Source organism: Haloarcula laminariae, assembly GCF_025457605.1.
GTDB classification, from domain to species: domain Archaea; phylum Halobacteriota; class Halobacteria; order Halobacteriales; family Haloarculaceae; genus Haloarcula; species Haloarcula laminariae.
This window is the reverse complement of sequence record NZ_JAMZFY010000002.1, coordinates 83,644-107,850: the sequence shown is the minus strand read 5'-3', so window position 1 is coordinate 107,850 and position 24,207 is coordinate 83,644. Positions and strand designations below refer to the sequence as shown.

Below are 24,207 nucleotides of genomic sequence, written 5' to 3'. Positions count from 1 at the left end.
ACCGGCGGGAACGCCTCGACGGCGAACGGTGCAGCCGTGAGCGAAGCGACCCGTAGAGCCAGCGGGGCGCTCACTCCACTGTCGGGCGGCGCTCCCGGGGCCGTTCGCTCGGCGCCAGCAGGTGTCCGCGACCGGCCAGAAACCCCACCAGCAGGCCCGTGAAGTGGGCGATGAGCGCCGCGCCGGGGTTGGCCGTCAACAGCGTGACGACCGCCGCCAGCACGACCCCGAGCGCGAGCTGGACTCGTGGGGCGAGCTCGACGCCCGCGACGACCCACTCCGTGAGGCGGTTCGCCCCCAGCAGATAGCCATAGAGGCCGAAGACGGCCCCGCTCGCGCCCAGCACGGTGACCTTTGCGGGGAGTCCCGGGACCACCGGCCCGACGAGGCCCGCGACGGCGACCTGTGTCGCCCCGGCGAGGGCGCCGACGCCGACGAAGAAGGCGTGAAAGCGCGCGCCGGTCGTCGCCCGCTCCACCAGCAAGCCGCCGAGCGCCAGCGCGAGGGCGTTGGCGACCAGATGTGAGACGTTCTCGTGGGCGTAAACGCTCGTCACCAGCGTCCACGGCCGCGCCAGCAGCGGGTTCGACAGCGCGAACAGCCCCCGCCAGCCGAGGAGGCCGGCGACCTGTTGGCAGGCGAACACCGCCAGCACGAGCGCCAGCGTCACGACGGTCGGGCTCTGCCGGAGGGGGCGCATACGGGACAGTTGGCCGTCTGCGTACAAGAAGGTCGGGCTCGCTGGTCGGTCGCCGGCGTTGGGGTTCGCTACGGCGGTTCGCAGCGCAAGCTCTTTCGGGCTGTTCGGGTGTCTCGTGCGGGACGCGACACGGCAGTTCGCTCTAGGACTCGACGCGGGGGACGAACTGACCGGTCTCCCGGCGGACGCCGGCCAGCAGGAGCCCGCCGGCCAGCAGCGGCAGGGCCGCACAGGCGACGAAGATGGGGTCGAACCCGGCCGTCTCGACCAGCGGGAGCGTAACGATGGGGCCGAATCCGCCGCCGAGGTCCCCGAGGACGTTGTTCGTGCCGACGGCTCGCCCCATCTCCGCGTCGGGGACGAGGTCGCCCAAAAGCGCCATCAACGGCCCGCTCGTCCCGCCCTGGCCGGCGCCTATCAGGAGGCAGGCGACGACCAGCACGGGGAGGCTCTCGACGGCGGCCAGGAGCAGGAAGCCCAGCGACGTAGCGACCAGAAAGACAAGTAGCGTCGGGACCCGCGACTGCCGACGGTCGCTGATGGCGCCGCTCGTGTACATCGAGACGCCGGCGGCGACGACCGTGATGCCCATGAAGATGCCCGAGGAGCCCTGCGCGTCGAAGCCGAACACGCGAAGCTGGGCCTGGTCGAGAAAGAGCACGAGCACCGCGAAGAACGCCCCGATGTAGACGAAGAAGACGGCGAAGTTCACCGTGCCGACCGTCAGCGCCGGCAGGCTGGTGTTGACGTCCCAGGGCTTGACCGACTGGCTGCGCTCCCCCTCGACGTGGGTCTCCGGGACCGCCCAGTAGGCGACGACGCTGGCGAGGGCGGCAAAGGCCGTAGCGACCGAAAACGCCGTCACGGTGCCGGCGACCTCGCTCACGATGCCGCCGATGACCACGCCAGTCGGGAAGCCAAAGAGGACTCCGCCCCTGATGAGACCCATGTTCGCGCCCCGCGAGCCGCCGTCGCTGACGTCCGCGGCGATGGTGTAGGCCGTCGCGAAGACGAGGGCGCTCCCGACGCCCCAGCCGACTCGCGCGACCATGAACCACGCCTCCGGGAACGGTGCGACCATCGCGACGACGTAGGTGCCGGTGGCGACGGCCTGGACGACCATCCCCACGACGAAGGGCGTCCGCGTGCCGACCCGGTCGACGAGCCCGCCCGCCGGCGCGTTCGCGACCAGCCGCGAGAAGCGGTTGGCGGAGAGGATAGCGCCGACGAGCCACGGCGAAATCCCCAGCACGGCCCCCAGGTTCGGCAGGATGGGGTAGACGACGCCGCCGCCGAAGCCGATGAAGAACGTACTCGTGATGACCGCCCAGACGACGGCCCGCTGGCCCCGAACGCGGTCGATAGCTCGGGCCAGACCGTTTGAGGGCTCGGTCTCCATGTGTGTCGCCGACTAAGCCGAATCCGCGCAAAAGGGTTGGGAAACCGCAGTGGGGAGCCGTACTGACCGGTTCCAGAACGCATAGGTGGCTCGGGCCTGTTGTTCCGCGTATGTCCGACCTCACCGACGCACTCGCCGAGGCATTCGGCGAGGAGACCGACGCCGACACCGCAGCAACGGCCGCCGAGAACATCGCCGAGTTCGCCGAGCAGTACGACGAGGAGCTCACGAGCGAGGCCGTCATCGACCGCTACGCCGAGGCTCCCCACGCCGACTTCCGCCGCGCGTTCAACTGGCTCGTGGGAGACCTCGCCGCCGCCAACGAGGACTGCACGGACTCCCGGGAGTTCCGCATCGAGGGCCCCGGCCCGTTCGCGGCTGACCCGACCATCACGGGCTGAACGGTGACCGGCGGGACGTACACGCTCGTCTTAGAGCGTGCGAGCGACGGCCCCATCGAGGTGGGCGCGCTGGGCGATATCGACTTTCCGGCCGGCTGGTACGCCTACACCGGGAGCGCACTGGGCTCGGGGGGTTTCTCCCGCGTCGAGCGCCACCGCGCCGTCGCGAGCGGCGAGAACGGCGCCCGCCACTGGCACGTCGACTACCTGCTGGGCGACGACGCGACCAGCGTCGAGACGGTCGTGACGACCGCCGCGGACGTCGAGTGTGCCGTCGCACAGCACCTCGCCGATTCAGCGGACCGGACGGTCCCGGATTTCGGCTGTTCGGACTGTGCCTGCGACTCGCATCTCGTCGGATGTGACGACAGCGAGGAGCTGGTGACGGCTGTCGAACGGGCTCACGACGTGGTTACCAGTGAGAGCGGCTAGTTCGAGGGCAGTGTGGCAGGTATAAAGCCCCGACCAGCTACGCGCACGCGGATGACAAAAGCAGAATACGACTGTATCATACTCAGGGCCCCCTCGTTGGGACACCCCGGGAACTGCTTGCTGGATACAGAGGATACAGTCAGCACAGCGCGATTCTCCCTTTCAGACACTCGTTGTTGAATCAGCCACTCAGTGCGGGCGCGTGTAGTCCGTGCTCACCGTACTGCGTGGTAACTACTGCGTATCCACAGACCGTTCAAGAGCTTTGAGGCCGATGTAGACGACTGCTCCCACGAAAAGAGCCTCTAACGCTATATTCGCCACAGTCGATTCGATGAACGTCAGATGTATGAACTGAGTGATTGCGGCCCCAAGCATCGCAAAAATACCGGCGGCGAACGCAAACTTGAGTCGAACCATATCGTGGTTAGAAAACATGTTCCAATCACTGTTCCGGTGGTCGATAGGACTCATTATGGGACTGAGCGCGTCGTAGCAGGTATCGGGGACCGAGGGCTGGGGACGGCCGCTCGGCGGGACGCTGTATCTGACCACCCCCGAGAAAACACACGGTGTCCGGTACGTCAATAGGCATCCCGTACCCGATATTTCGGCGTTAGAGGTGTCGTGAGAGGGGTGACCGGGAACTTGCCGACTATCGGTACGTCAGCTCGACGCTCGTCAACCGGGGCTTACTTCTCGTCCCGGGAGAGGAGCGGAAAAAACGGTGTTTCCCCCTTTTCTTGATTCCTGTTAACGACAAACGTGTATGCAACGCAACGGACTCCACCTCATTTTCGTCCTCCTCGCCCTCGTCGGCCTTACGACTGCACCGGCGCTCGGCACGTCGTTGACAGCCCAGGACGAGGAGAGTCGTACTGGTTCGTCTCTCAGCACGGCCCAGCAGGGGTGTAATTACGAGCAGTTGTACAGCGAGACGATTAGCTCGGTCGCGTTGATTCAAACGCAGGGCGGGCTCGGGTCCGGGTTTTTGTACAACGTTTCGGAGAACCGGACGGGCTACGTTATCACCAACAACCACGTCGTCAACGATACGGCACGAGTTCAGGTAACGTTCACCGGGAGCGAGGCGGTGCCGGGAACTGTCATCGGGACTGACGCCGTTGCGGACCTTGCCGTTGTCAGAGTGAACGAGACGCCCGAAACCGCCGAGCAGATTCAATTGGCCGACAGCCCACCTCGGCCCGGCGAGCGCGTCGCCGCACTCGGGAGCCCGTTCGGGCTCAGGAGCACTATTACGTCGGGCATAATTAGCGGGGTGAACCGGTCAGTGCCGACGCAACGGGCCTTCGATGTCCCGAACACGATTCAGACGGATGCCCCCATCAATCCGGGGAACAGCGGCGGACCGCTCGTCTCGTGCAATAGCGGCGCCGTCGTCGGCGTGAACACCCTCGGCGGTGGAGAGAACATCGGCTTCGCCGTTCCCGCCTCTATCGTCGAACGGGTCGTCCCGCAACTCATCGCGGAAGGGGACTACGAGCATTCATACATGGGCGTACAAGTCGCCGAAGTAAGCCCGCTAATCGCCCAGGCCAACGACCTCAACGCTACGGAGGGCGTGATCGTCTTGAACACTCAGGGCGGGACGCCGGCCAGCGCGGAGCTCCAGGAGAGCAATCGATTCGAGGCGACAGAGGGAATGCGAGTCCCTGTCGGCGGTGACGTGATCGTGAGTATCGACGGGCAACCGGTCGACACGCCGGCGGATATGGCGAGATATCTCGCCGTTGAAGGCTCACCCGGCGACCCCGTCCGGCTCACCGTCCTCCGCAACGGGCAACGGGAACAAGTGACCGTGACGCTCACCAACCGGCCCGCGCCCGGTGATGTGTGAGGACAGCGCCCGGTAATCGCCTGTACTACCGTCTCGTGTCGCCGGTCGCAGGAGCCGTCGCTACCAGAGAGGTCGGAAACGGCACAGTCCCAGCAGCTACCTACCAGTCCGATACAGCGCGTACGACAGGACCAGCGCGAGCAGGGCCAGGGGGACGGCGAGCAGCCGCATGGCACCGACGACGCCCGTGTCGCTGATGACAAAGCCCATCGCGGCGGGGACGACGGCGATACCGGCGGCGCTCGTGACGGCGGCCGCCGCGTTGACCGGGGCGCTGTGTTCGGGGACGGCCTCGGTCGCGTAGGCCAGCAGCGTGGGGTACATCCCCGAGAGCCCCAGCCCGACGACGAAGAGGCCGACGAGCAGGCCGTACCCCTCCGCGAGGAAGAACGTGTAGCAGAAGGCCGGAATCGTCAGCCCGACCAGCGCGGCGGCGAGGCGGACGTAACCCAGCCGCTCGGAGAGCCAGCCGGAGGCGAAGCGCCCGGGGACGTAGGCCGCGAGCATCACGGACAGCGACCCCGTCGCGAGCGTTTCCGGGAGCCGGCCCTGCGCGTAGGTCGTCACCCAGGTGAACAGCCCGCCCTCGAACCCCGTCGACAGGAAGAGCGCGACCGCCATCGTCAGGACCGGCGGCTGGCGCGTGATGCGGCGGAGTTCGGCCCACCCCAGCGCGTCGTCGCCGCCGTCGACCTCCGGTGTCGGCAGCGCGACGGCCAGCGCGACGACGGGGACGAACGCGAGCGCGAGCGCGTAGTACGCCAGCCGCCAGTCCCCGGCGGCGACGGCGGCGGCCACGAGCAGCGGGCCGACCGTCGCGCCGACGGCCCACATCATGTCGTAGAAGCCGAAGATTCGGCCGCGCTGGCGGGGGTAGAGATGCGACAGTAGCGGCCGGTCGGTCCCCCGGCCGACGCCGGTAAAGAGCCCCCGGCCGAGCAACGCCGCGAGGAAGAGGCCGAAGGAGGGCGCGAGCCCCATCAGCAGGATGCCGGCGCCGGTGCCGACGAAGCCGACCACCAGGAGCCGCCTCGTGTCGAGCCGGCCCGCCACGGCGCCGACGAGGACGGCGGCGAGGACGTAGCCGACCGTGCCGGCCGGCGCGACCAGTCCCAGCTGCCACTCGGGCACGTCGAAGCTCCGCCGGAGCGCGGGGATGACCGCCCCCCGCATCTGCAGGCCGGCGCCCTCCAGTGCGATGTACGCGAAGATAGCGACCGTCCACCAGCGCCGGCCGGTGTCACCGCGCTCGCCGGCCCCGCCGGTTCGTTCGCTCGCAGCCGACCCCGCCAGACCCCCCTCCGTCCCCGCGGCCGAGTCCCCCATCTACCGCTCGTCGACGGCGCGCTGGGCCGCTTCGAGCGTGAACTCGCCCTCGTATAACGCGGAGCCGACGACGACGGCCGCCGCGCCCGCGGCTTCGAGGGCCAGCACGTCGTCGACGGTGGCGACGCCGCCGCTGGCGATAACGGGGATGTCGACGGCCTCCACCAGCCGCTCGACGGGGTCGGTTCGGACGCCCGCCAGTTGCCCCTCCACGTCCACGTCGGTAAAGAGAATCCCGGCGGCGCCGAGGTCGGCGTAGCGCCGGGCGGCCTCGGCGGGGTCCAGCCCGGTGCCTTCGGTCCACCCCGAGACGACGACCTCGCCGCCCTTCGCGTCGAGGCTGACGAGGACGCTGTCGGGATGTGTCCGACTTATCTCCGCGACGATGTCGGGGTTCTCGACGGCCGCGGTCCCCAGGATGACCCGGTCGACACCGCGGTCCAGCAGCGAGATAGCGTCGTCGGCGGTGCGGATACCCCCGCCCAGTTGCACGTCGACGCCCGTCCCGACCGCGTCGAGCACCGCGTCGATGGCGTCGGCGTTCGCGCGCTCGCCTTCGAAGGCGCCGTCCAGGTCGACCAGGTGGAGGGTGTCGGCGCCGGCCTCGACCCACCGCTGTGCCGCCGCGACGGGGTCGCCGTAGGTCTTCTCGGTGCCGCGCTCGCCGCCGACGAGCTGGACCACCTGTCCGTCCTGCATGTCGACCGCCGGGACGACCTCGAAGGTCGGGAACATGGCTGTGGGTGGGACGGCCCCGGTCGAAAGCGTGTCGGTCCCGGCGGTTCCGCCCCGGCGGACGCCCGCTCCCGGCCGGGGCGCTCACCCCACACCCTTATCGGGCCCGACAAGCATTCGCTACTATGTCCGCTGGAATCCTGTTTCTCACGCCATTCGCTCGACGGCTGGAGGCCGTGATGTTCGGCCCACACGAACGGAAGTACCGCCTGTTCGAGCAGGCCGTCACCGCCGTCGCTATCGGGCTGGCGCTCGCGTGGGCGCTCGTCGCCGTCGGCGTCGTCCCGGTCGGGGACACGACCGCGTCGGTGCTCGCGACCGCCGCGAGCGTCGCTATCTCGGCGTTCGTCCTGGTCGGCATCCTGCAGTTTCTCGTGATGGCGGACGTGCTCGAACGGACGAACCACGACGTCGCGACCAAGGCCGCCGAACTCGAACAGGCCGCCGAGCAGCTCGAACAGACCGCCGAGGAGATAGAGACGACCGCGACCGAGGTCGAGACCGCGGCCGAGGTCGTCGACGAGGCCGCCGAGGACGTCGAGCGGACCGCGGACGAGGTCGAACAGTCCGCGGACGCGGTCGAGCAGACGGCCGACGAGGTCGAACAGTCCGCGGACGCGGTTGAACAGTCCGCAGACGAGGTCGAGCAGACGGCCGACGAGGTCGAGCAGACGGCGGCCCAGACCGGCGACCGCGACGCCGTCGAGACGGTGACCGAGGCCAAGGACAAGACGACCGAAGTGAAAGACAAGACCAGCGACGCGAAACAGACCGCCGAGTCGGTCACGGAGGAAGTCGAGGCGGCAAAGGAGACTGCAAGCGAGGTCGAGGAGACCGCCGCAGAGAAGCGCGAGCGGCTCGCGGACGACGAGAACGACGACGCGGCGTGAGTTCGCTGTGACCTGCTCACTCGGCCCACAGGGTCACTGAGGCGGTAATCTTTAACGGCGTCACGGTCTCGAATCGGTATGGTCGAGGTTCTCTTCGCGCTCGGTATTATCGTCGCTATCTTCGTCGGGTTCAACATCGGTGGGTCCTCGACGGGGGTCGCCTTCGGCCCGGCCGTCGGGTCGAACACTCTCTCGAAGCTGTCGGCGGCGGCGCTGATGACCGTGTTCGCGATGGCCGGGGGGCTCATCGTCGGCCCCGCGGTCGTCAAGAGCCTCGGGAGCGACCTCGTCGCCACGCAGTTCTCGCCGCTCATCAGCATCGTCGTCCTGTTTTTCATCGGTATCGCGCTGTTCCTCTCGAACGTCGTCGGCGTCCCCGCCTCGACGTCGATGACGGCCGTCGGCGCCATCGCCGGCCTCGGGCTCGCTCGCGGGACGCTCAACGCGGGGCTGATGCTGGAAATCGTCGTCTGGTGGCTCGTCTCGCCCATCCTCGCGTTCTGGGTCAGCGGCGTCATCGGGCGGTATTTCTACCCCAAGCTGGTCGCGTGGTTCGCCGTCTCACAGAGCGAGGGGTCGCTGCTCGACTTCGACCGGTCGGGCGCGATTCCCCGCCCCTCGCTGGGCGAGAACACCACACAGCGGGAGTTCGTCGGCACGGTCGTCGTCATCGGCATCGGTTGTTACATGGGCTTTTCCGCCGGCGCGTCGAACGTCGCCAACGCCGTCGCGCCGCTGGTGGGTAACGGCTCGCTCGACCTCTACCCGGCCATCCTGCTGGGCGGGGCCGCCATCGGGCTCGGCGCGTTCACCATCGCTCGCCGGACGATGGACACGGTGGGCAACGACCTCACCGACCTGCCGCTGGTCGCGGCCATCGTCGTGGCGACGGTCGCCTCGACCATCGTCACCTTCCTCTCGGCGCTGGGTATCCCCGCCAGCTTCGTCATCATCGCCACGATGAGCATCGTCGGGCTGGGGTGGGGGCGGGCGACGCGGATGACCCGCCTCTCGGAGACGGTGACCAAGCGCGAGGCGCCCGACGTCTCGGTCGGCGCGCTGACCGCCGACGCCGACGACGCCCCGACCGTCGGCGGGCAGAAGGGGACGCCCGAACCGAAGGACACCGAGCCCATCGGCGAGGAGTCCCGGGAGGACCTCCCGAAGGCCTCTGACCTGTTCGAACCGGCCACGACCGCCCGCGTCATCTTCCTCCAGAACGTCGTCCCCTCCATCGCGACCGTCGCCGCCTATCTCGTCTTCCGCTTCCTGCCGGTGTTCTGACCCCGCTCCGTCCGTCACAATTGTCCGTTCGGCCTGTTCGAAGGGCAAAGTCTAACAAGACGGGGTTCGAACCCGGCTATGATGCCCACGGTAGAGTACCTAAACTACGAAGTAGTGGACGACAACGGCTGGGACATGTACGACGACGACGTCTTCGGCGAGGCCCAGGACATGGACCTCGACGACGAGGACTACGGCTCGCTCGAAGTCAACGAGGGCGAGTATATCCTCGAAGCGGCGGAGGCACAGGGCTACGACTGGCCCTTCTCCTGTCGCGCCGGTGCCTGTGCGAACTGCGCCGCCATTGTCCTCGAAGGCGACATCGACATGGACATGCAGCAGATTCTCAGCGACGAGGAAGTCGACGAGAAGAACGTCCGACTGACCTGTATCGGCAGCCCCGACGCCGACGAGGTCAAGATCGTCTACAACGCCAAACACCTCGACTACCTGCAGAACCGCGTCATATAAACACGGACACGTGCGTTCGCTGAACGCGCGATTCTTCGGGGACTCACGTTCCCGTCTCTCCACCACGGGTAGCCGCTGGACCCCCCGTGGGACGGCCGACGCCGGACGCCCGGTGTTCCGGAACCATTAGGGCCGTCGGCGTGGCATGGGGAGTCGTGCTGGGGTCGATACCGGACCTGTTGCGACTGCTCGCCGTCCCCGTGTTCGGCTGGGCGGCCTACCGCGATATCGAGACCCGGCGGGTCCCGAACAAGACGTGGCTCCCGCTGGCCGCCCTGGCCGTCGTGCTGTTGCTCTGGGACACCTACGCCGTCCTGAACGGCGGCGCGTTCGGGCGGCCAACCAGGGTCACTGACCGCTTGTTCTTCCTCCAAGTCACTATCAGCCTAGGATTTGTCGCGCCGCTGGCCTACGGGTTCTGGCTCATCGGCGGCTTCGGCGGCGCCGACGCCAAGGCGTTCATGCTCGTCGCGGTCCTCTTTCCGGTGTTCCCTATCTATTACCTCCCGTTTGAGGCACTCCCGCTGGAGCGGTCACCGGTCGGCGTCTTCTCGCTGACCATCCTCTCGAACACCGTTCTAGCGGGGGTCGTCTACCCGCTGGGCGTCGCGGCCGGCAACCTCGTCCGGGGGCGCTTCTCCTGGGCGATGTTCCTCGGCAAGCCCGTCGCCGTCGAGCGCCTCCCCGAGGAGTACGGCCGCCTGCTGGAGGACGCCGACGGGTTCACGCGCTCGGGGCTTGACCTCGACGCGCTCCGGATGTACCTCCAGTGGCGTGGCGCGAGCCTGTCGGAGCTTCGGGCCGCCCCGGACGCCCACCGGAACCCCGACTCGCTGCCCGCCGACCCGAACCCGCCGGGGGACGGCTCCGTCGTCACGGACGGCGGCGTCCCCGCTTCGGGGTCGGCCGACCAGTTCGGCACTGTCGGCACGGCCGACCCCTGGGGCGCCGAGCGGTTCCTCGACGACGTCGAGGGGTCGGCCTACGGCACCGACCCCGAGACGCTGCGGGCGGGGCTGGAACTGCTCGCCGACGCCGACGAGGTGTGGGTCTCGCCCGGTATCCCCTTCCTCGTCCCGATGTTCGTCGGGCTGGTCGCGGCGCTGGTCTACGGCGACGTGCTGTACGCGCTGCTGTCGGCGCTCGGGCTCGCGTGACCGTGCAAAAGACCTATCTTCCGGACAGGCGACGCTCGAACTATGACCGACGTCACGCTCGCCTTCGACGACAACGAGTACCTCCCGGCGGTCGCCCAGGACGCCGAGTCCGGCGAGGTACTGATGCTCGCCTACGTCACCGAGGCGGCCCTCGAAAAGACGCGCGAGACGGGCTACGCCCACTACTACTCCCGCAGCCGGGACGAGCTCTGGAAGAAGGGCGGGACCAGCGGTCACACCCAGGAGATAGAGGAGATCCGGGTCGACTGTGACGGCGACGCCCTGCTGTACCGCATCGACCAGTCCGGCGGCGCCTGCCACACCGGCTACGAGTCCTGCTTCTACCGGACCCTCGACGGCGAGGACGTCGGCGAGAAGGTGTTCGACCCCGACGACGTCTACTGATGACGGACGCTGCCGGGGCGCTCCGGGAGGCGGCCGCCGAGCGAGAGCGGGCCCGCGAACGGGTCGAAGCCGTCGGCGAGGACGAGTTGCGCCGCTGTCGGGACCGCTTCCGGGAGCTACACGACCTGCTCGACCGCTACGAGGACACCGCGACCGGGAGCGGGAACTTCCAGGCGTTCACGGAGTTCGAGGGGCGGGTCGCCGAACTGACCGACGACCTCGACGACGACCTCCCCGAGAAGGAGACGTTCGAGGCCGTCGACGACTACCTCCAGCAGCGACGGCTCAGCGAGTCCGACTTCGAGACCGCCCGGCGGAAGCTCGAACCGGCCGGCGACGTGGCCGGCCGGCTGGACGAGTGGGAGCAGGCCCGCGAGCGCTACCGGGAGGCCCGCCGGGACGCCCGCAAGCGGCTGAACAAACTGGACGACCGAATCGAGGAGCTGGAGCGGCTCCAGCGCCTCGGCGAGGCGGACCTCGACGCGCCGGTCGAGCGGCTCCGGGACCCCATCGAGGCCTACGACGAGCGCGTGCGCGCGGCGTTCAGCGAGTTCCGCTCGTCGGCGCCGGCCCGTGAGGTGCTGTCGGCCCTGTCCCGAGCCGATGCGTACCCGCTGGTCGAGTTCCAGTCGCCGCCCGAGGACCTGGTCGGCTACGTCGAGCGATACGACGCCGGCACCGAGACGATTCCGACGCTGCTCGAATACGCCGACTACTCCGCCTCGAAGCTCGACCACTACGTCGACGACACTGAGGCGCTCAAGCGGGCCGTCGGCACCCGGCGGACATACCTCCGCAACCTCGACGCCGAACCGCTGACGGTCGGGTGGCCCCCGCCGCCGGCCGACCGCCTGCCGTGGCTCGCCCGCGAGTACCGGTCGGTGGTCTCGACGTTCGCCGATGACGAGGTAGTCGAGCGCCTGCGTGACGTGCGGGCGCTGGCCCGCCGAGAGGACTACGACCGGCTACGCGAGAGCGCGCTCGCCCGGGCTGAACTGGCCGCCGACGAGCGCGAGCGGCTGGCCAGCGGCGCGGTGGCGGCGGAACTGCGGGAGGCCCGTGAGGAGAAAGCGGCTATCGAGGACGCGCTAGCGGAACACGAGTCGTTGTAATCCCGGGACGCACTGGCTGTTGAATCCAGCAGTGGGTCGAACACAGTGGATTCTCGTCCGCTGTATACATTCTGTTGCATCGGCTGCTTATTTGGCTCATCTCCTGAAAAAGCGTATTTACCACCCCTATAAACACAGATTGTAAAACGGCTGTCCTGGTTCGATGAAGGCGGCGGGAGGAATCTGTGTTGGTCGGCTGTACAATATTTTGTAAAAAAGCCACCTCGAATACCGTACTTGATACTGAATAATATCATAAGATATATATATTTAGTATAAGCTAACCAATCTGATATCTGTGATGTTTGTCCCAACGGGACTTAATTTGCTAACTATTTTAACGTGGCTTGGTCTGATACCCATCGGACTTCTGATTTGGGTCGCCTGGAATTATCGACACCAACCGGCATTCCGGTGGTTCATCATCGCAATGGGTGGCCTCGGACTCTGGACGCTCTCTCGGGGGGCTGCATTGTTTACAAACAGTCCAAGTCTGACGATATTTTTTGACCGTGTCATTATTTTCTGTATTTCGTTGGTTGCAATCTGCTGGTTCCTCATGGCAGTAGAATCGGTGTTTCGACAGCCCGTCTCACAATATGTGTTCGCTGGGCTCCTCTCGGTGCCACTGGCTACCCAATTCATCGGTCTCGCCCGACCGACGCTTCTCTACACGGCAGACAGCTATGTCGACGACCGTGGCGTGTTCTACAACAACCTCGGACCGTGGCTTGCATTTGACCTCCATATCTTTGGCTATGGGCTCATACTCGCTGCAATCGCGCTCTGGACGGGGAGTCTACTGACGGGTCAACGGAAACAGGTCGAACTATCCGCGACGTTGCTCACTGGCACGCTTCTGATGGCTATTCCCCCCGTGTTACACACCACTGGATTCGTTCCGGATTATGTAGACGCCACCCCGCTTGCGCTCTTCGTTACCGGCGGCGTATTTTTCTACGCGCTGCGCGGGAACGCCAACCACCGGTTAGAATTGGGGCCTGGGCGTGAGCACGCATTCGATATCATCGACGAGGCCATTCTTATCACCAATCGCCATGGCATGGTCATTGATATGAATACACACTTGGGTGACATAATCGAAGCGGATAGATTGATCGGACAGAACGTGGCCGACATCTTCCCTGATACGCAAGGCCTTACTGAAGCGTTCCGTTCCGGGACATCCGATTGGTCTGGTACCGTCTCACCAGCTGATATGGAGCGGTATTTCGAAGCCGAACTCTCGACAGTAGAGTACGGCACTGGCGCAATGGCACGTGTACTCGTCCTAAAGGATATAACGGAACTCAAGCAACGGGAACAGCAGCTGACACGGCAAAACGAACGACTCGAAAAGTTCACAGGAACCATCAGCCACGATATTCGGAATCCGCTGAGCGTGGCCAAAGGGCGAGCGACACTGCTTGCCGATGAAACCGACAGTGAGCACCTCCCCCCGATTGTGGACGCTCTGGACCGTATTGATACACTTATCAGTGAGACGCTAACGCTCGCCAAACAAGGACAGACCGTCGCCGAGACAGAGACTGTCAGACTGGATACTGTGAGCCACCGCTGTTGGGACCGTGTCGAAACCGGCGGCGCGTCACTGACAGTGGTTGATGACGGAGAATTCCGGGCAGACGTAAGCCGAGTGGAACAGATATTCGAGAACCTATTTCGTAACGCCATAGAACACTGCGGCGAGGACGTCGCTGTCACTGTCGGCCGCACGGGTGACGGATTTTATGTGAGTGACGATGGGCCCGGCATCCCGGAGAGCGAGCGTGCCGACGTCCTCAAATTTGGACATACGTCAACCACCGATGGTACTGGATACGGCCTACATATCGTTGCAGAAATTGCCGAGGCACACCAGTGGCGTATCGATATCTCAGCGAGTCGTAGTGGTGGGGCACGATTTACATTTAGCGGCGTGACTTTCACCACGACCTCATCGCAAAACTGAGTTGCCGACCGCTGTGCCGTTCATGCTCGCTCTGTTGGGCGCCGAAGGCTGGACATTGCATCGAACCCTCCCGCGGTTTCCAATAGCTCCCACCCAGACGCTTTGACAATAACCGATAGCTCAAGTAACTCTCGAACATCAGCGGCCGCCGTCTCATCAAGAGAGATACGACTATATCATCTCGGCTGTGAACTGTATACTGAATCTGTCACATTCGGCAGATGTGGGTAGTTCGCGAACTTGTGTACGATACACACTGTCTATTCACTACGGCCACTGGAACCTGTCGGGTGTCATCAAGACCGATTTGCCGTCTGCCATCGCTGTTCGGTCCGCGCTACGCCAAATACGACCGCAGGACTACCCGCCCCGTTCCGCCGCACCGACCATCTGGCCGGCGAGTTCCTCCGCGCGCTCGGGCGTCCGCGCTTCCGCGTACACCCGTACCACGGGCTCGGTGCCCGACGGGCGGGCGAGCACCCAGCCGTCGCCGTAGTCGAGCCGCCAGCCGTCGGTCGTGTCGAGGTCGGCGGCGGCCCCGGTGGCGTGGCCCTCGATGCCGGACAGCATCGCTTCGCGGTCGGCCTCGCCGTCGACGTGGAGGTTCCGGCGGACGTTGTAGTAGTCATCGTAGGGGGCCACCAGCTCGCTTGCGGGCCGGTCGGCGAGCAGCTCACAGAAGCGGGCGGCTGTGTAAGCGCCGTCGCGGGCGATGCGGTAGTCAGGAAAGAGGATGCCGCCGTTGCCCTCGCCCGCGATGGCCACGTGGGTCCCCTCGGCCTGGAGGTCCCTGATGCGGCTGACGATGTAGGTCGAGCCGATGGGGGTGAGCGAGAGGGTCGCGCCGGCCTCCTCGACCACGTCGACGATTCGCTGGGAGGCGTTGACCGCGCTGACGACCCCGTCGCCCGCCCGCAGTTCCGCGGCGGCAAGCGCCGCGAACATCGCGCTGCCGTCGACGTGTTCGCCCCGCTCGTCGACGAACATCGCCCTGTCCGCGTCGCCGTCGTGGGCGATGCCGAGGTCCGCGCCGGTCGCCCTGACGTAGCTCCGGAGGTCTCCCAGCGTCGCGGCGACCGGCTCGGGGTTCCGGCCGGGGAAGTGGCCGTCTGGCTGGGCGTTGACCGTGTGGACCGTACAGCCGAGCTCGCGGAACAGCTCCGGGCTGACCAGCGAGCCCGCGCCGTGGCCCGGGTCGACGACGACGGTGAGGTCGGCGTCGGCGATGCGCCGGCGGTCGACGGCGGCGAGGACGCCGGCCTCGTAGTCGCGCCTGGCTCGCTCGACGCGCCGGTCGGTCCCCATCCGGTCCCAGGTCGCGTAGCCGGGCTCCGCAGTCAGTGCCCGCTCGACCTCGTCCAAGTTCTCGCGGCTCAGCTCGACCCCGTCGGCGCCGACGAGCTTGATGCCGTTGTACGCCGGCGGGTTGTGGCTCGCCGTCACCATCAGCCCCGGGACGCCCTCGCCCTCGCAGTACGCCTGCAGCCCCGGCGTCGGGACGACGCCCAGTCTGTCGACGTCGAAACCCAGTCCGGTGAACCCGCTCGTCACCGCGTTCTCGTAGGTCCGTCCGGTGGTTCGGGTGTCCCGGGCGACGGCGACCCGGTCGGTGTCGGCGGCCCACACGCTCCCCGCGGCCTGTGCGACCTGCATGGCGTCCCCCGGCGTCAGCTCTTCGCCCGCGACGCCCCGAACGCCGCTCGACCCGAACACGTGCATTCGTGGGGAACTGCGTCGCCGACCGGCTTATGAATGTCGACAGTAACAACCGGTGTCGCTCGGTCGATACGTCCCCGTTCCAACAGCCATTAGCCACCGGGCCCCAGACAGCAGATATGGCCAATCAGGAACTCATTGCGGCGCTGCGCGAGGCGGACGCGGTCAAGTACGGGGAGTTCGAGCTCTCTCACGGCGGCACGTCGGACTACTACGTCGACAAGTACGTCTTCGAGACGGACCCCCGATGCCTGGAGCTCATCGCCGCGGCCTTCGCCGAACGGCTCGGCGACGACAAACTGGCCGGCGTCGCGCTGGGCGGGGTACCGCTGGTCGCGGTCACCAGCGTCGAGACCGGCCTCCCCTACGTCATCGCCCGCAAACAGCAAAAGGAGTACGGCACCGCGAACTTAGTCGAGGGCGAACTGACCGAGGGCGAGGAGGTCGTCGTCATCGAGGACATCGCGACGACCGGCCAGAGCGCCGTCGACGCCGCCGAGGCGCTGCGGGAGGCCGGCGCCGTCGTCGAGCGCGTGCTCGTGGTCGTCGACCGCGAGGAGGGCGCAAGCGAGAACCTCGCCGACCACGGCCTCGAACTGGAGTCGCTCGTGACCGCCTCGGACCTGCTCGCGGACGCGGACGAAGGCGGCGAACGGTAAGGTCAGAGCGCGGCGCTGTTGTCAAATCGACACTATTTTCGCGACTCGTTACGCTTAACTCGTCCGCTGGCAACGCCACCGTAATGGGTACGCTGGAGCAATTCTTCGACCTCGACGACCACGACACCGACGTCCGGACCGAGATACTCGCGGGCCTGACGACGTTCCTGACGATGAGCTACATCGTCATCGTCAACCCCGCTATCCTCAGTGCCGCCATCTCCGTGGACGGGCGAACGAGCGGCCAGACGATTCAGATGCTGGCCGTGGTGACAATCATCTCCGCGGCCGTCGCCACGCTGATTATGGCCCTGTACGCGAACCGACCGTTCGCCCAGGCCCCGGGGCTGGGGCTGAACGCCTTCTTCGCCTTCACGGTCGTTCTCGGACTGGGCGTGCCGTGGCAGACGGCGCTTGCCGCCGTCGTCGTTCAGGGGATTCTGTTCACCCTGCTGACCGTCGTCGGCGCGCGCGAGTACCTCATCAAACTGTTCCCCGAACCGGTGAAGTTCGCCGTCGGGGGCGGTATCGGCCTGTTCCTTGCCATCATCGGGCTGGAGGCGATGCACGTCGTCGCCTCCGACCCCGCGACCTTCCTGCAGTTCAACCCCGTCTTCGCGACCGACCCGATAGCCATCATCTCCGTCATCGGCCTCTTTCTCACGTTCGCGCTGTACTCGGCCGACGTGCCGGGCTCTATCATCCTCGGTATCGTCATCACGACGGTGATGTCCTACGTCGCCAGCGCGCTCGGCTACACGGCGACGGACCCACAGGTCGCGGAGGGCGTCTCGCTGTACACGCCCGCCAGCCTGACCGGGCAGACCGACATCGTCTACTCGGCGGCGGGCTACGACATCACGCCGCTCGTCGGCGCGTTCATCGAGGGTTTCTCGAACGTCGACGCCCTGGGCTTTTCGCTCATCGTGTTCACGTTCTTCTTCGTGGACTTCTTCGACACCGCCGGGACGCTCACCGGCGTCTCCCAGATAGCTGGCTTTCTCGACGATGAGGGTAACCTCCCCGAGATGGACAAGCCGCTGCTGGCCGACGCCATCGGCACCACCGTCGGCGGCATCATCGGCACCTCGACGGTGACGACCTACATCGAGTCCTCGACCGGCGTCGAGGAGGGCGGCCGGACGGGCCTGACCGCGCTCGTGGTCGCGCTGCTCTTTCTCGCCTCGCTCGCCCTGGTCCCGCTTGCGGCCGCCGTCCCCCTGCACGCCTCCCACATCGCCCTGGTGGTCGTCGCCGTGCTCATGCTGCGCAACATCGTCGACATCGACTGGGACGACCTGAGCCACGCTATCCCGGCCGGGCTGACCATCTTCATCATGCCGTTTACCTACTCCATCTCCTACGGTATCGCCGCCGGTATCATCGCCTACCCCATCGTGAAGCTCGCACAGGGCGAGGCGCGTGACATCCACGTCGGCCAGTGGATACTGGCCGGCGCGTTCGTCTTCTACTTCTTCGTCCGGACGAGCGGCATCATCGGCGGCGCGCTCTGAGAGCCGGTACACACCACCGACGCGCTTTTTCGGGTCGACCCCGTACTAACTTGCGTAATGGCAAACCTCGAACTCTACGAACTGGAAGGCTGTCCGTACTGCGCGAAGGTCATCGAGAAACTCGACGAGCTGGAGCTCGACTACGAGTCACACATGGTGCCACGCTCCCACAGCGAGCGCACCGAGGTCGAGGAAGTGTCGGGCCAGACGGGCGTCCCGGTGCTCGTGGACAAGGAACACGGCGTCGAGGGGATGCCCGAGTCCGACGACATCGTGGAGTACCTCGAAGAGACGTACGGCGCGTAAGGCCGCTCGCGGACTGCTTTTTCGCTCATGTTCTTACTGCAGCTCGCTAGCTGTCCATGTCGTTCTGGATAAGTGGACCGCTGCCCAAACATCGTTTCGGGGCCGGCCTCAGGCCGCGTCTTCCTGGGGTTCCTCGCCGCGTTCCATGATGAGGTCCCGGAGGTCGTCTGCGTCCTGTATCTCCTCCATCTCCGTCTTTTCGATGAGCGCCGTCCCGTCGACGGATTCGCGGGTGAGCTCGTCGACGACGTAGACGGAGCGGGTCCGCGTGACCTCGCCGACCGAGGACATGATGCGGGCGCGCTTCTCGGCGGCCTCGGTAAAGGCCGAGTGGCCGGTCAACACCTGCTCGCGCCGTTTGGCGTTCTCGTTGACCGTCTTGAACGGCGCCCGGTTGGTCGGGTGGACCTCGAAGCCGATGCGGGTGAAGACCGTGGCGATGGGCTCGTCCTCCGGCGCCACGTCGGGGTCCTCCGGCGTCGGCTCCTCGTCGCGTATCTCCTCGGCCCCGTCCAGCACGCTGACCGGCGAGGTCAGCGGCGCGTCGAAGAGGTCTTCGAGCTCGGCCGCTATCTCCACGGAGGCGTCCATCCCGTCCTCGTACTTCGAGACCGTGCGCCGGGAGACGCCGAGCTCCTTCGCGAGCTTGCCGAGCGACCACTCCTTCTCCTCGCGGATGTCCGCCAGGACCTCGGAGTCGATGTTGACGTACAGCCCGCCCGGCGCGGCGTAGATGAGCGGCGGGACCTCCTCGACGAAGAGGTCGAGCGCCGTGTCGGGCGAGAGGACGGGGACGCCGTTGCGGAAGTAGACGACGCCCGGTTTCAGCTCCTCGTCGCGGGTGCGAAGGCCGACGACGATGGGCGTCGCGTTGAGGTAGGTGCCCAGCCGGCGCATCTCCGCGCCGGTCCGGGCGTCGAAGGCGTCGATGTTGCCCAGTATCTTCACGAGCAACACGTCCTCGCCGCGGCGGGCCGCGATGTCGAAGCTCTTCGGTCGAATCGCACACCGGTCGCTCACGAGGAACCCGGCGTCCTCGAGCATGGCGGTTACGTTGCCTACCAGTGCCGACCTTGACATCGTTTCTCTACTGAGGGTTAAGCCAGTCACCCCATATATGCGTTGTGCCGTCTTCGGGGTAGGCTCCCGCTACGTACCGCTGTAAACGGGGCGAACTGCCACCGCGGTCCGTGCTGCCGGCGTCGGCCCAGGGTGAGCCGGGGGACGCCGCCAGTCCGCGACGAAACCGCTATCCGGACGAGTCCAGTAGCCGGGTCTGTGACTGTCGTCGGACTGGACGATACGGACTCCCGGGAGACGGGGATGTGTACGACCTACGCCGCCGCCGACCTGGCCGAGCGGATACGCGACGCCGGCGGGACGGTCGAGCGCCTGCTCCTCGTGCGGCTCAACCCGGCGGTCGAGCACAAGACCCGCGGCAACGCCGCGCTGGCGGTGCATACGGACCTCGACGCCGACCGGGCGGCGCCGTTGGCCCGCGAGACGCTCGACCTCGCACAGACCGACGACCCGAAGACGAACCCCGGCGCCGTCGTCGCCGACTGCGCGCCCGACGGCGTTCCGGCGCGGGTCGCCGACTTCGCGCTCGACGCGATTCGGGAGATACAGGACCCGACGACGGCGACGCTGCTCGCGGACACCGCCGGTTTCGCCCGCTTTCAGCGGGGCGACGGCCGCGGGCTCGTCGGCGCGCTGGCGGCCGTCGGCGCGTGGTCCGCCCTCTCCGACTGGACCTACGAACACATCGCCTACCGCGAGCCCGAGCGCTGGGGCAGCGACCGCTGCGTCGACGCCGAGAGCGTCCGTGCCGCGGCGGACAGCCGGTACCCGGCGGTGTGGGACACCGTCGACCGCGCCTCGGGGTACCCGGTCTGTGTCCCCCGCACGCCCTGTCCCATCCTCTACGGGATTCGGGGCGACGACCCCGACGCCTGCCGCGCGGTCGCCGACGCCATCGAAAGCGAGCCCGTCGACCGCCGGGCGACGTTCGTGACGAATCAGGGGACCGACGTCCACCTGCAGGACGGCACCGTGGAAACGGTGGCCGACGACAGCGCCTACCGCATCGACGGGACCGTCGCCGCGGCGCCCGAGACCCGCGAGGGCGGCCACGTCTTCCTGTCCGTCGCGGACGGCGGTGAGCGACCTGAAGGGTCGCGAGTCCCGGCGGACCCCGGATCCGACGGCGACGCCCGGCTCCAGTGTGCCGCGTTCGAGCCGACGAAGCGGTTCCGCGACCGCGTGCGGGCGCTTCGTGTGGGCGACCGCGTCACCGTCTGCGGCGAGGTGGCCGACGGGACGCTGAAACTGGAGAAGTTCGCGGTCCGGGAGCTGGTCCGAACCGAGCCGGCCACCCCGACCTGTCCGGACTGCGGGGGCACGATGTCCTCGGCGGGGCGCGGGCAGGGCTATCGCTGCCGCGACTGCTCGACCAGCGCCGACGGCAAGGTCGACCGCCCGATAGAGCGCGACCTCGAACCCGGCTGGTACGAGGTGCCGCCGGTGGCGCGGCGCCACATCTCGAAACCGCTCGTTCGGGGCGGGTTCGACGGGATGACGCATCCCGAGCGGTAGGGGCGTACGGCGGCCCGTGGCCGCCATCCCGCCGGAACAGCACGACCGTGTTAGAGTCCTCGTCGGGACGGCCGCCTCGACGGCCCGCGAAGTAAGCCGACCCAAACCCGTCGGTCCGCGATTATGTCGTCTATAACAATGGGTCTCGACCCGGTAGAGAGCCTATGAGCAGCGAGTCGTCGCCGTCGGACATCGAAACGAGACACCCACTTCCGCAGGACGAATTCAGCGAGGCGTTGCTCACCAGCGAACTGGAGCCGACCGCCGACGGCGGGCAGCGCGCCCTGCTGTACCCCACCGACAAACCGGACGTGGAGATGGCGACCCACTGGCTCGCGGTCCCCGAGGGGCTTCTCGTCGACCTCGACGGCATTCGGTGACGCCTTCGGGCGCATAATCGACCGGTAACAATACCGATACCCGGCTACAGCCCGTCTATGGGCACTGAGCACCAGGAAGCGTCCGGCGGGACGCCCTCGCCGGACCCCGACGAAGGCGTCCTGCCGGCGGTCGTCCGCAGCCGCTCGGATGGGACTGAGCGGTACATCTGCTACGCCGTCGACGTCGACCCGGCCGAGGTCGACTCACAGTGGGTCTCGGTCGACGCCGACACGCCCGTGTCGCTGGTGTTGTGGCGCTAGTACGTGTCGATGTTCGTCCCGAGAGAGCAGACGTACTCGCCGGTTGCGACCTGCGGGAGCCGCCGCGAGCGCCAGAAGATACCGGACGACTCGGCCGTCACCTCGGCTTTCGTCCCGCCGAACACGTCGGTCACCTCGAACAGCGTGTCCCCGCGGCTCACGCGGTCGCCCAGGTTCGGGTGGAAGTCCACGAGCCCGCCGACCGGCGAGCCGTACTGTTCGAAGCCGGTCGCGCGGGTCTGTGGCGACGGCGTGTACGCGCCGGGCAGGAAGCCGTAGTACCGGAGCACGTTGAAGACGCCGTCGACGCCGGCCCGAATCGACTGCTCGTCCCAGCCCACACAGCCCCCGAGTTCGGGGTCGATGGTCGGGACGCCCTCGTCCGGCGCGGTCCGGGCGAGCTGGCCGTCCGGGCCTTTCTGGTCCAGGATGTAGCCGCAGTCGAACACCTTCGCGAGTTCGAGGCACTGCTCGTGGAGGCGGTGCCGGGAGCCACACCGCACCCGGACCTCCTCTATCATCCGGGAGGTAGAGCCCTGGTGCAGGTCCACGACGAGGTCGGCGCTGACGGCGGCGTCGTGGGTCGCCGCGGCGATGCGTTCGCTGGAGGTGCCCGAGGCGTCGCCCGGGTAGGCCCGGTTCATCTTCGTGTCGTCGATGGGGTTGCGGTGTTCGGCCACCTGGAAGGCGTGGTAGTTGACGATGCCACAGACGAGAATCGTCCCCGAGAGCTCGGTCGGGTCCAGCTGCGGGACGACCCGCTGGATGACGCCGACGCCGTTCAGCTCGTCGCCGTCGCTCGCGGCCTGCATGTAGAGCGTCTTCCCGTCCTGTGACCCGTTGATGACCGCGACGGGTAGCCCGACGGGGCTGCCGTCGCGGCTCTCGCCGACCTCCAGACGCCCGGTGTCTATCTCACCGGGAGCGGCACTCGCCGTACCGAGAGTTACCATTACGCGCCCATTCGGGTTGTCCGACTTTACTGGTTCGGATTTCCCGCGGCGAAACCGCCCCGTGGCCCCGTGACGACACCGATGGGGTCTTTTTGTCCCCGCCCCTATCGGGGGGCGTGTCCGAGTCCGAACCGGAGAGTGGCGCGGCGGCGATGGTCGCCGCGCTGAACGTCCCGCGGAACGCCAAGTACGGCTTCTCGCTGTCCGTCCTCCTGACGGCGGGGCTGGTCGCGCTCTTCGTCCTCCCCGGGACCGCCCGGCCGACCTACCTCTACGGCGCGCTGGCGTTCGTGCTGGTCGTCTCACTTGGCGGCCTGCTGACGGCGCTTTTCACCGTCGTCTCGGCGGTCAGGCTCGCCCGCTCGGCCCCGTGAGCGCGTCCAGCCGTTCGCCGCCCGTGCGGGTCCCTTTCGCCAGCAGTACGTCGCCGGCCATCAGCGGCGTCTCCGGGCCGGGCGAGACGACCCACTCGCCGCCTTCGCGGCCGGTGCGGTCGCTCTCGCCGGCCGGCCGCCGGATGGCGATGATGCGCATCCCCGTCTCGGTCTTCACGGCGACGTCGCCGATGGTCCGGCCGGCCAGGTCGCTCTCCTCGGCCACCGTCGCCCGGACGAGTATCTCGTCGGACTCCCGCACGGCCTCGGCGACGACGGGGTGGGTCGAGAGCCCCCGCAACACGCCCTCGCTGATCTCGAGGGCGGCGTCGGAGATGACCTCCGTCGAGCGGGCCAGATGGACCAGCCCGCGCAGGGAGACGGGGTCGTCCATGTCGGCGGCCGCCCGGAGCGTCCACGCCTCGAACCGCGACTGCAGCGCGTCCACCTCGGCTTCGAGTTCGACGACTTCCTCGGCGACGGCCTCGCTGTCGAAGAGCACGGCGCCGTAGGCCAGGTCTACCGCGAGCTCACCCATGTCTTTCATCAGGACGATTGAGTCGATGGCTCGCTCCAGGTCCTGTGTGTCTCCCTGTGGCGGTTCCGGCGGCTCGTACGGGTCGCCCGTGGCGTCCTGGTACACCTCGCTGACGCCGTCCTCGGGACCGCGCAGGAGGACCACGTCCTCGGCCTGTAGCTCCGTCTCCCGGGTGGGGTTGAGCAGCCAGCTCCCCTGACGGCGAATAGCCAGCGCACGCACGCCGGTCTCGGTTTCGAGGTTCAGCGCGCCCAGGCTCTGGCCGGCCAGCGGCGAATCGGCGGCGACGGTCGCACGCACCAGCGTCTCGACGGCCTCGGGCAGGGCCGCCCGCATCGTGTCCGGCAGGCCGATGTCCTCCAGGACGACTTTCGCGATGTCGCCGGCGGCGTCGCTTATCTTCTCGGCGGCGCCGACCATCCCCAGCACCGGCGCCAGCGACTCGGCGTCCTCGGTCGACCGACAGGCCATAAGCAGGCTCATGCGGGCCCGGAGCTGGAGTACGTCCATCTTGGCCTCCAGTTCCAGCACCTCGCTGGCCACGTCGTCGCTGCCCAGCAGTACGGCCGAGTACGAGAGGTCGATAAGTAGCTCGGCGGTGTCTTTCATCTCCGAGAGCACCGCCTTGACGCTCACCGGCTCGTACTCCACCGTGCCCGTAGACTCCATATCCCCCGATTTGCCACCACCCGTGAAAAGCGTTCGCTCCGTGCTGTCCTTTCCCACAGCCGTTCGCTCACGGGCCGGCGGCGGCGTGTCGGTTCGACAG

The 24,207-nt window shown here is 67.2% G+C and carries 26 protein-coding genes; 17 read left to right on the top strand and 9 right to left on the bottom strand.

The window, feature by feature from the left end; all coding sequences use genetic code 11:
• Positions 1-70 precede the first annotated feature (70 nt).
• Positions 71-700, bottom strand: coding sequence for a rhomboid family intramembrane serine protease (locus NJQ98_RS12065; protein WP_262179022.1), 630 nt, complete (start codon positions 698-700; stop codon positions 71-73).
• A gap of 142 nt (positions 701-842) precedes the next feature.
• Positions 843-2,099: an MFS transporter gene (locus tag NJQ98_RS12060; RefSeq protein ID WP_262179020.1), complete on the bottom strand. Its 1,257-nt coding sequence runs from the start codon at positions 2,097-2,099 to the stop codon at positions 843-845.
• Positions 2,100-2,209: 110 nt separating this feature from the next.
• On the opposite strand from NJQ98_RS12060, the gene NJQ98_RS12055 reads away from it, so the two are divergent.
• Both NJQ98_RS12055 and NJQ98_RS12050 read left to right on the top strand, forming a co-directional pair.
• On the top strand, positions 2,210-2,500 hold the full coding sequence (locus NJQ98_RS12055; RefSeq protein WP_262179019.1) for a hypothetical protein: 291 nt from the start codon (positions 2,210-2,212) through the stop codon (positions 2,498-2,500).
• Positions 2,501-2,503: 3 nt separating this feature from the next.
• Positions 2,504-2,932: a GIY-YIG nuclease family protein gene (locus NJQ98_RS12050; protein ID WP_262179017.1), complete on the top strand. Its 429-nt coding sequence runs from the start codon at positions 2,504-2,506 to the stop codon at positions 2,930-2,932.
• A 234-nt stretch (positions 2,933-3,166) separates the two neighbouring features.
• Here the strand turns inward: NJQ98_RS12050 and NJQ98_RS12045 are convergent, their stop codons facing one another.
• Positions 3,167-3,352 carry a hypothetical protein gene (locus NJQ98_RS12045; protein ID WP_262179015.1) on the bottom strand — a complete coding sequence of 62 codons (186 nt, stop codon included), beginning with the start codon at positions 3,350-3,352 and terminating at the stop codon, positions 3,167-3,169.
• 349 nt (positions 3,353-3,701) lie between these two features.
• Here NJQ98_RS12045 and NJQ98_RS12040 point away from each other — a divergent pair, with 349 nt between their 5' ends.
• On the top strand, positions 3,702-4,790 hold the full coding sequence (locus NJQ98_RS12040; protein WP_262179014.1) for a S1C family serine protease: 1,089 nt from the start codon (positions 3,702-3,704) through the stop codon (positions 4,788-4,790).
• Positions 4,791-4,886: 96 nt separating this feature from the next.
• Here the strand turns inward: NJQ98_RS12040 and NJQ98_RS12035 are convergent, their stop codons facing one another.
• The gene (locus tag NJQ98_RS12035) at positions 4,887-6,116 is read right to left on the bottom strand and encodes an MFS transporter (RefSeq protein WP_262179013.1); all 1,230 of its coding nucleotides are present in this window, start codon (positions 6,114-6,116) and stop codon (positions 4,887-4,889) included.
• Complete coding sequence (gene hisA / locus NJQ98_RS12030) at positions 6,117-6,851, bottom strand: 1-(5-phosphoribosyl)-5-[(5-phosphoribosylamino)methylideneamino]imidazole-4-carboxamide isomerase (protein ID WP_262179011.1); 735 nt, start codon at positions 6,849-6,851, stop codon at positions 6,117-6,119.
• Between the two features lie 125 nt (positions 6,852-6,976).
• Here hisA and NJQ98_RS12025 point away from each other — a divergent pair, with 125 nt between their 5' ends.
• From NJQ98_RS12025 to NJQ98_RS11995, 7 genes are all read left to right on the top strand, one after another.
• On the top strand, positions 6,977-7,741 hold the full coding sequence (locus NJQ98_RS12025; RefSeq protein ID WP_262179009.1) for a hypothetical protein: 765 nt from the start codon (positions 6,977-6,979) through the stop codon (positions 7,739-7,741).
• A 78-nt stretch (positions 7,742-7,819) separates the two neighbouring features.
• On the top strand, positions 7,820-9,025 hold the full coding sequence (locus NJQ98_RS12020; RefSeq protein WP_262179008.1) for an inorganic phosphate transporter: 1,206 nt from the start codon (positions 7,820-7,822) through the stop codon (positions 9,023-9,025).
• A gap of 81 nt (positions 9,026-9,106) precedes the next feature.
• Positions 9,107-9,496: a ferredoxin Fer1 gene (fer1, locus tag NJQ98_RS12015; RefSeq protein WP_262179006.1), complete on the top strand. Its 390-nt coding sequence runs from the start codon at positions 9,107-9,109 to the stop codon at positions 9,494-9,496.
• Positions 9,497-9,651: 155 nt separating this feature from the next.
• Positions 9,652-10,653 (top strand): A24 family peptidase C-terminal domain-containing protein, encoded by a 1,002-nt coding sequence (locus NJQ98_RS12010; RefSeq protein WP_262179005.1) that lies wholly within the window; start codon positions 9,652-9,654, stop codon positions 10,651-10,653.
• A 42-nt stretch (positions 10,654-10,695) separates the two neighbouring features.
• Entirely contained in the window at positions 10,696-11,058 is a 363-nt protein-coding gene (gene hisI, locus NJQ98_RS12005; RefSeq protein ID WP_262179003.1) for a phosphoribosyl-AMP cyclohydrolase, read from the top strand.
• Positions 11,058-12,170: a DUF7118 family protein gene (locus NJQ98_RS12000; RefSeq protein ID WP_262179002.1), complete on the top strand. Its 1,113-nt coding sequence runs from the start codon at positions 11,058-11,060 to the stop codon at positions 12,168-12,170. The genes hisI and NJQ98_RS12000 overlap by 1 nt, the downstream gene beginning before the upstream one ends.
• 301 nt (positions 12,171-12,471) lie before the next feature.
• Positions 12,472-14,142 (top strand): histidine kinase N-terminal 7TM domain-containing protein, encoded by a 1,671-nt coding sequence (locus NJQ98_RS11995; protein WP_262179000.1) that lies wholly within the window; start codon positions 12,472-12,474, stop codon positions 14,140-14,142.
• Between the two features lie 360 nt (positions 14,143-14,502).
• Here the strand turns inward: NJQ98_RS11995 and glmM are convergent, their stop codons facing one another.
• Complete coding sequence (gene glmM / locus NJQ98_RS11990) at positions 14,503-15,861, bottom strand: phosphoglucosamine mutase (RefSeq protein WP_262178998.1); 1,359 nt, start codon at positions 15,859-15,861, stop codon at positions 14,503-14,505.
• Between the two features lie 116 nt (positions 15,862-15,977).
• Here glmM and pyrE point away from each other — a divergent pair, with 116 nt between their 5' ends.
• From pyrE to NJQ98_RS11975, 3 genes are all read left to right on the top strand, one after another.
• The gene (gene pyrE / locus NJQ98_RS11985; RefSeq protein ID WP_262178997.1) at positions 15,978-16,517 is read left to right on the top strand and encodes an orotate phosphoribosyltransferase; all 540 of its coding nucleotides are present in this window, start codon (positions 15,978-15,980) and stop codon (positions 16,515-16,517) included.
• 83 nt (positions 16,518-16,600) lie between these two features.
• Complete coding sequence (locus tag NJQ98_RS11980) at positions 16,601-18,031, top strand: NCS2 family permease (protein ID WP_262178995.1); 1,431 nt, start codon at positions 16,601-16,603, stop codon at positions 18,029-18,031.
• A 57-nt stretch (positions 18,032-18,088) separates the two neighbouring features.
• A complete protein-coding gene (locus NJQ98_RS11975; RefSeq protein WP_262178994.1) occupies positions 18,089-18,337 on the top strand; it encodes a glutathione S-transferase N-terminal domain-containing protein in 249 nt (82 codons plus the stop codon).
• A 108-nt stretch (positions 18,338-18,445) separates the two neighbouring features.
• Here NJQ98_RS11975 and NJQ98_RS11970 read toward each other — a convergent pair whose 3' ends face one another.
• Complete coding sequence (locus NJQ98_RS11970; RefSeq protein WP_262178992.1) at positions 18,446-19,417, bottom strand: transcriptional regulator; 972 nt, start codon at positions 19,415-19,417, stop codon at positions 18,446-18,448.
• A gap of 198 nt (positions 19,418-19,615) precedes the next feature.
• Here NJQ98_RS11970 and NJQ98_RS11965 point away from each other — a divergent pair, with 198 nt between their 5' ends.
• From NJQ98_RS11965 to NJQ98_RS11955, 3 genes are all read left to right on the top strand, one after another.
• Positions 19,616-20,932 carry a tRNA(Ile)(2)-agmatinylcytidine synthase gene (locus NJQ98_RS11965; RefSeq protein ID WP_262178991.1) on the top strand — a complete coding sequence of 439 codons (1,317 nt, stop codon included), beginning with the start codon at positions 19,616-19,618 and terminating at the stop codon, positions 20,930-20,932.
• A gap of 164 nt (positions 20,933-21,096) precedes the next feature.
• Positions 21,097-21,312, top strand: a complete 216-nt coding sequence (locus tag NJQ98_RS11960; protein WP_262178989.1) for a DUF7511 domain-containing protein — start codon at positions 21,097-21,099, stop codon at positions 21,310-21,312.
• 57 nt (positions 21,313-21,369) lie between these two features.
• On the top strand, positions 21,370-21,573 hold the full coding sequence (locus NJQ98_RS11955) for a hypothetical protein (RefSeq protein ID WP_262178987.1): 204 nt from the start codon (positions 21,370-21,372) through the stop codon (positions 21,571-21,573).
• Here NJQ98_RS11955 and NJQ98_RS11950 read toward each other — a convergent pair.
• Positions 21,570-22,526 carry a succinylglutamate desuccinylase/aspartoacylase family protein gene (locus tag NJQ98_RS11950; RefSeq protein ID WP_262178986.1) on the bottom strand — a complete coding sequence of 319 codons (957 nt, stop codon included), beginning with the start codon at positions 22,524-22,526 and terminating at the stop codon, positions 21,570-21,572. The genes NJQ98_RS11955 and NJQ98_RS11950 overlap by 4 nt on opposite strands.
• A gap of 116 nt (positions 22,527-22,642) precedes the next feature.
• Here NJQ98_RS11950 and NJQ98_RS11945 point away from each other — a divergent pair, with 116 nt between their 5' ends.
• Positions 22,643-22,900 carry a DUF7536 family protein gene (locus NJQ98_RS11945; protein ID WP_431357501.1) on the top strand — a complete coding sequence of 86 codons (258 nt, stop codon included), beginning with the start codon at positions 22,643-22,645 and terminating at the stop codon, positions 22,898-22,900.
• Here the strand turns inward: NJQ98_RS11945 and NJQ98_RS11940 are convergent.
• Positions 22,875-24,107, bottom strand: a complete 1,233-nt coding sequence (locus NJQ98_RS11940) for a potassium channel family protein (protein WP_262178984.1) — start codon at positions 24,105-24,107, stop codon at positions 22,875-22,877. The genes NJQ98_RS11945 and NJQ98_RS11940 overlap by 26 nt on opposite strands.
• Positions 24,108-24,207: the final 100 nt, after the last annotated feature.

Coding starts and splice junctions, on each gene's coding strand:
- NJQ98_RS12000 (WP_262179002.1), top strand. CDS start 11,058: ATGACGGACGCTGCCGGGGCGCTCCGGGAGGCGGCCGCCGAGCGAGAG.
- hisA (WP_262179011.1), bottom strand. CDS start 6,851: ATGTTCCCGACCTTCGAGGTCGTCCCGGCGGTCGACATGCAGGACGGA.
- NJQ98_RS11970 (WP_262178992.1), bottom strand. CDS start 19,417: ATGTCAAGGTCGGCACTGGTAGGCAACGTAACCGCCATGCTCGAGGAC.
- NJQ98_RS12065 (WP_262179022.1), bottom strand. CDS start 700: ATGCGCCCCCTCCGGCAGAGCCCGACCGTCGTGACGCTGGCGCTCGTG.
- NJQ98_RS12055 (WP_262179019.1), top strand. CDS start 2,210: ATGTCCGACCTCACCGACGCACTCGCCGAGGCATTCGGCGAGGAGACC.
- NJQ98_RS11955 (WP_262178987.1), top strand. CDS start 21,370: ATGGGCACTGAGCACCAGGAAGCGTCCGGCGGGACGCCCTCGCCGGAC.
- hisI (WP_262179003.1), top strand. CDS start 10,696: ATGACCGACGTCACGCTCGCCTTCGACGACAACGAGTACCTCCCGGCG.
- NJQ98_RS11940 (WP_262178984.1), bottom strand. CDS start 24,107: ATGGAGTCTACGGGCACGGTGGAGTACGAGCCGGTGAGCGTCAAGGCG.
- NJQ98_RS11950 (WP_262178986.1), bottom strand. CDS start 22,526: ATGGTAACTCTCGGTACGGCGAGTGCCGCTCCCGGTGAGATAGACACC.
- NJQ98_RS11980 (WP_262178995.1), top strand. CDS start 16,601: ATGGGTACGCTGGAGCAATTCTTCGACCTCGACGACCACGACACCGAC.
- NJQ98_RS12060 (WP_262179020.1), bottom strand. CDS start 2,099: ATGGAGACCGAGCCCTCAAACGGTCTGGCCCGAGCTATCGACCGCGTT.
- NJQ98_RS12045 (WP_262179015.1), bottom strand. CDS start 3,352: ATGGTTCGACTCAAGTTTGCGTTCGCCGCCGGTATTTTTGCGATGCTT.
- glmM (WP_262178998.1), bottom strand. CDS start 15,861: ATGCACGTGTTCGGGTCGAGCGGCGTTCGGGGCGTCGCGGGCGAAGAG.
- fer1 (WP_262179006.1), top strand. CDS start 9,107: ATGCCCACGGTAGAGTACCTAAACTACGAAGTAGTGGACGACAACGGC.
- NJQ98_RS12025 (WP_262179009.1), top strand. CDS start 6,977: ATGTCCGCTGGAATCCTGTTTCTCACGCCATTCGCTCGACGGCTGGAG.
- NJQ98_RS11995 (WP_262179000.1), top strand. CDS start 12,472: ATGTTTGTCCCAACGGGACTTAATTTGCTAACTATTTTAACGTGGCTT.
- NJQ98_RS12035 (WP_262179013.1), bottom strand. CDS start 6,116: ATGGGGGACTCGGCCGCGGGGACGGAGGGGGGTCTGGCGGGGTCGGCT.
- NJQ98_RS12020 (WP_262179008.1), top strand. CDS start 7,820: ATGGTCGAGGTTCTCTTCGCGCTCGGTATTATCGTCGCTATCTTCGTC.
- NJQ98_RS12040 (WP_262179014.1), top strand. CDS start 3,702: ATGCAACGCAACGGACTCCACCTCATTTTCGTCCTCCTCGCCCTCGTC.
- pyrE (WP_262178997.1), top strand. CDS start 15,978: ATGGCCAATCAGGAACTCATTGCGGCGCTGCGCGAGGCGGACGCGGTC.
- NJQ98_RS11960 (WP_262178989.1), top strand. CDS start 21,097: ATGAGCAGCGAGTCGTCGCCGTCGGACATCGAAACGAGACACCCACTT.
- NJQ98_RS11975 (WP_262178994.1), top strand. CDS start 18,089: ATGGCAAACCTCGAACTCTACGAACTGGAAGGCTGTCCGTACTGCGCG.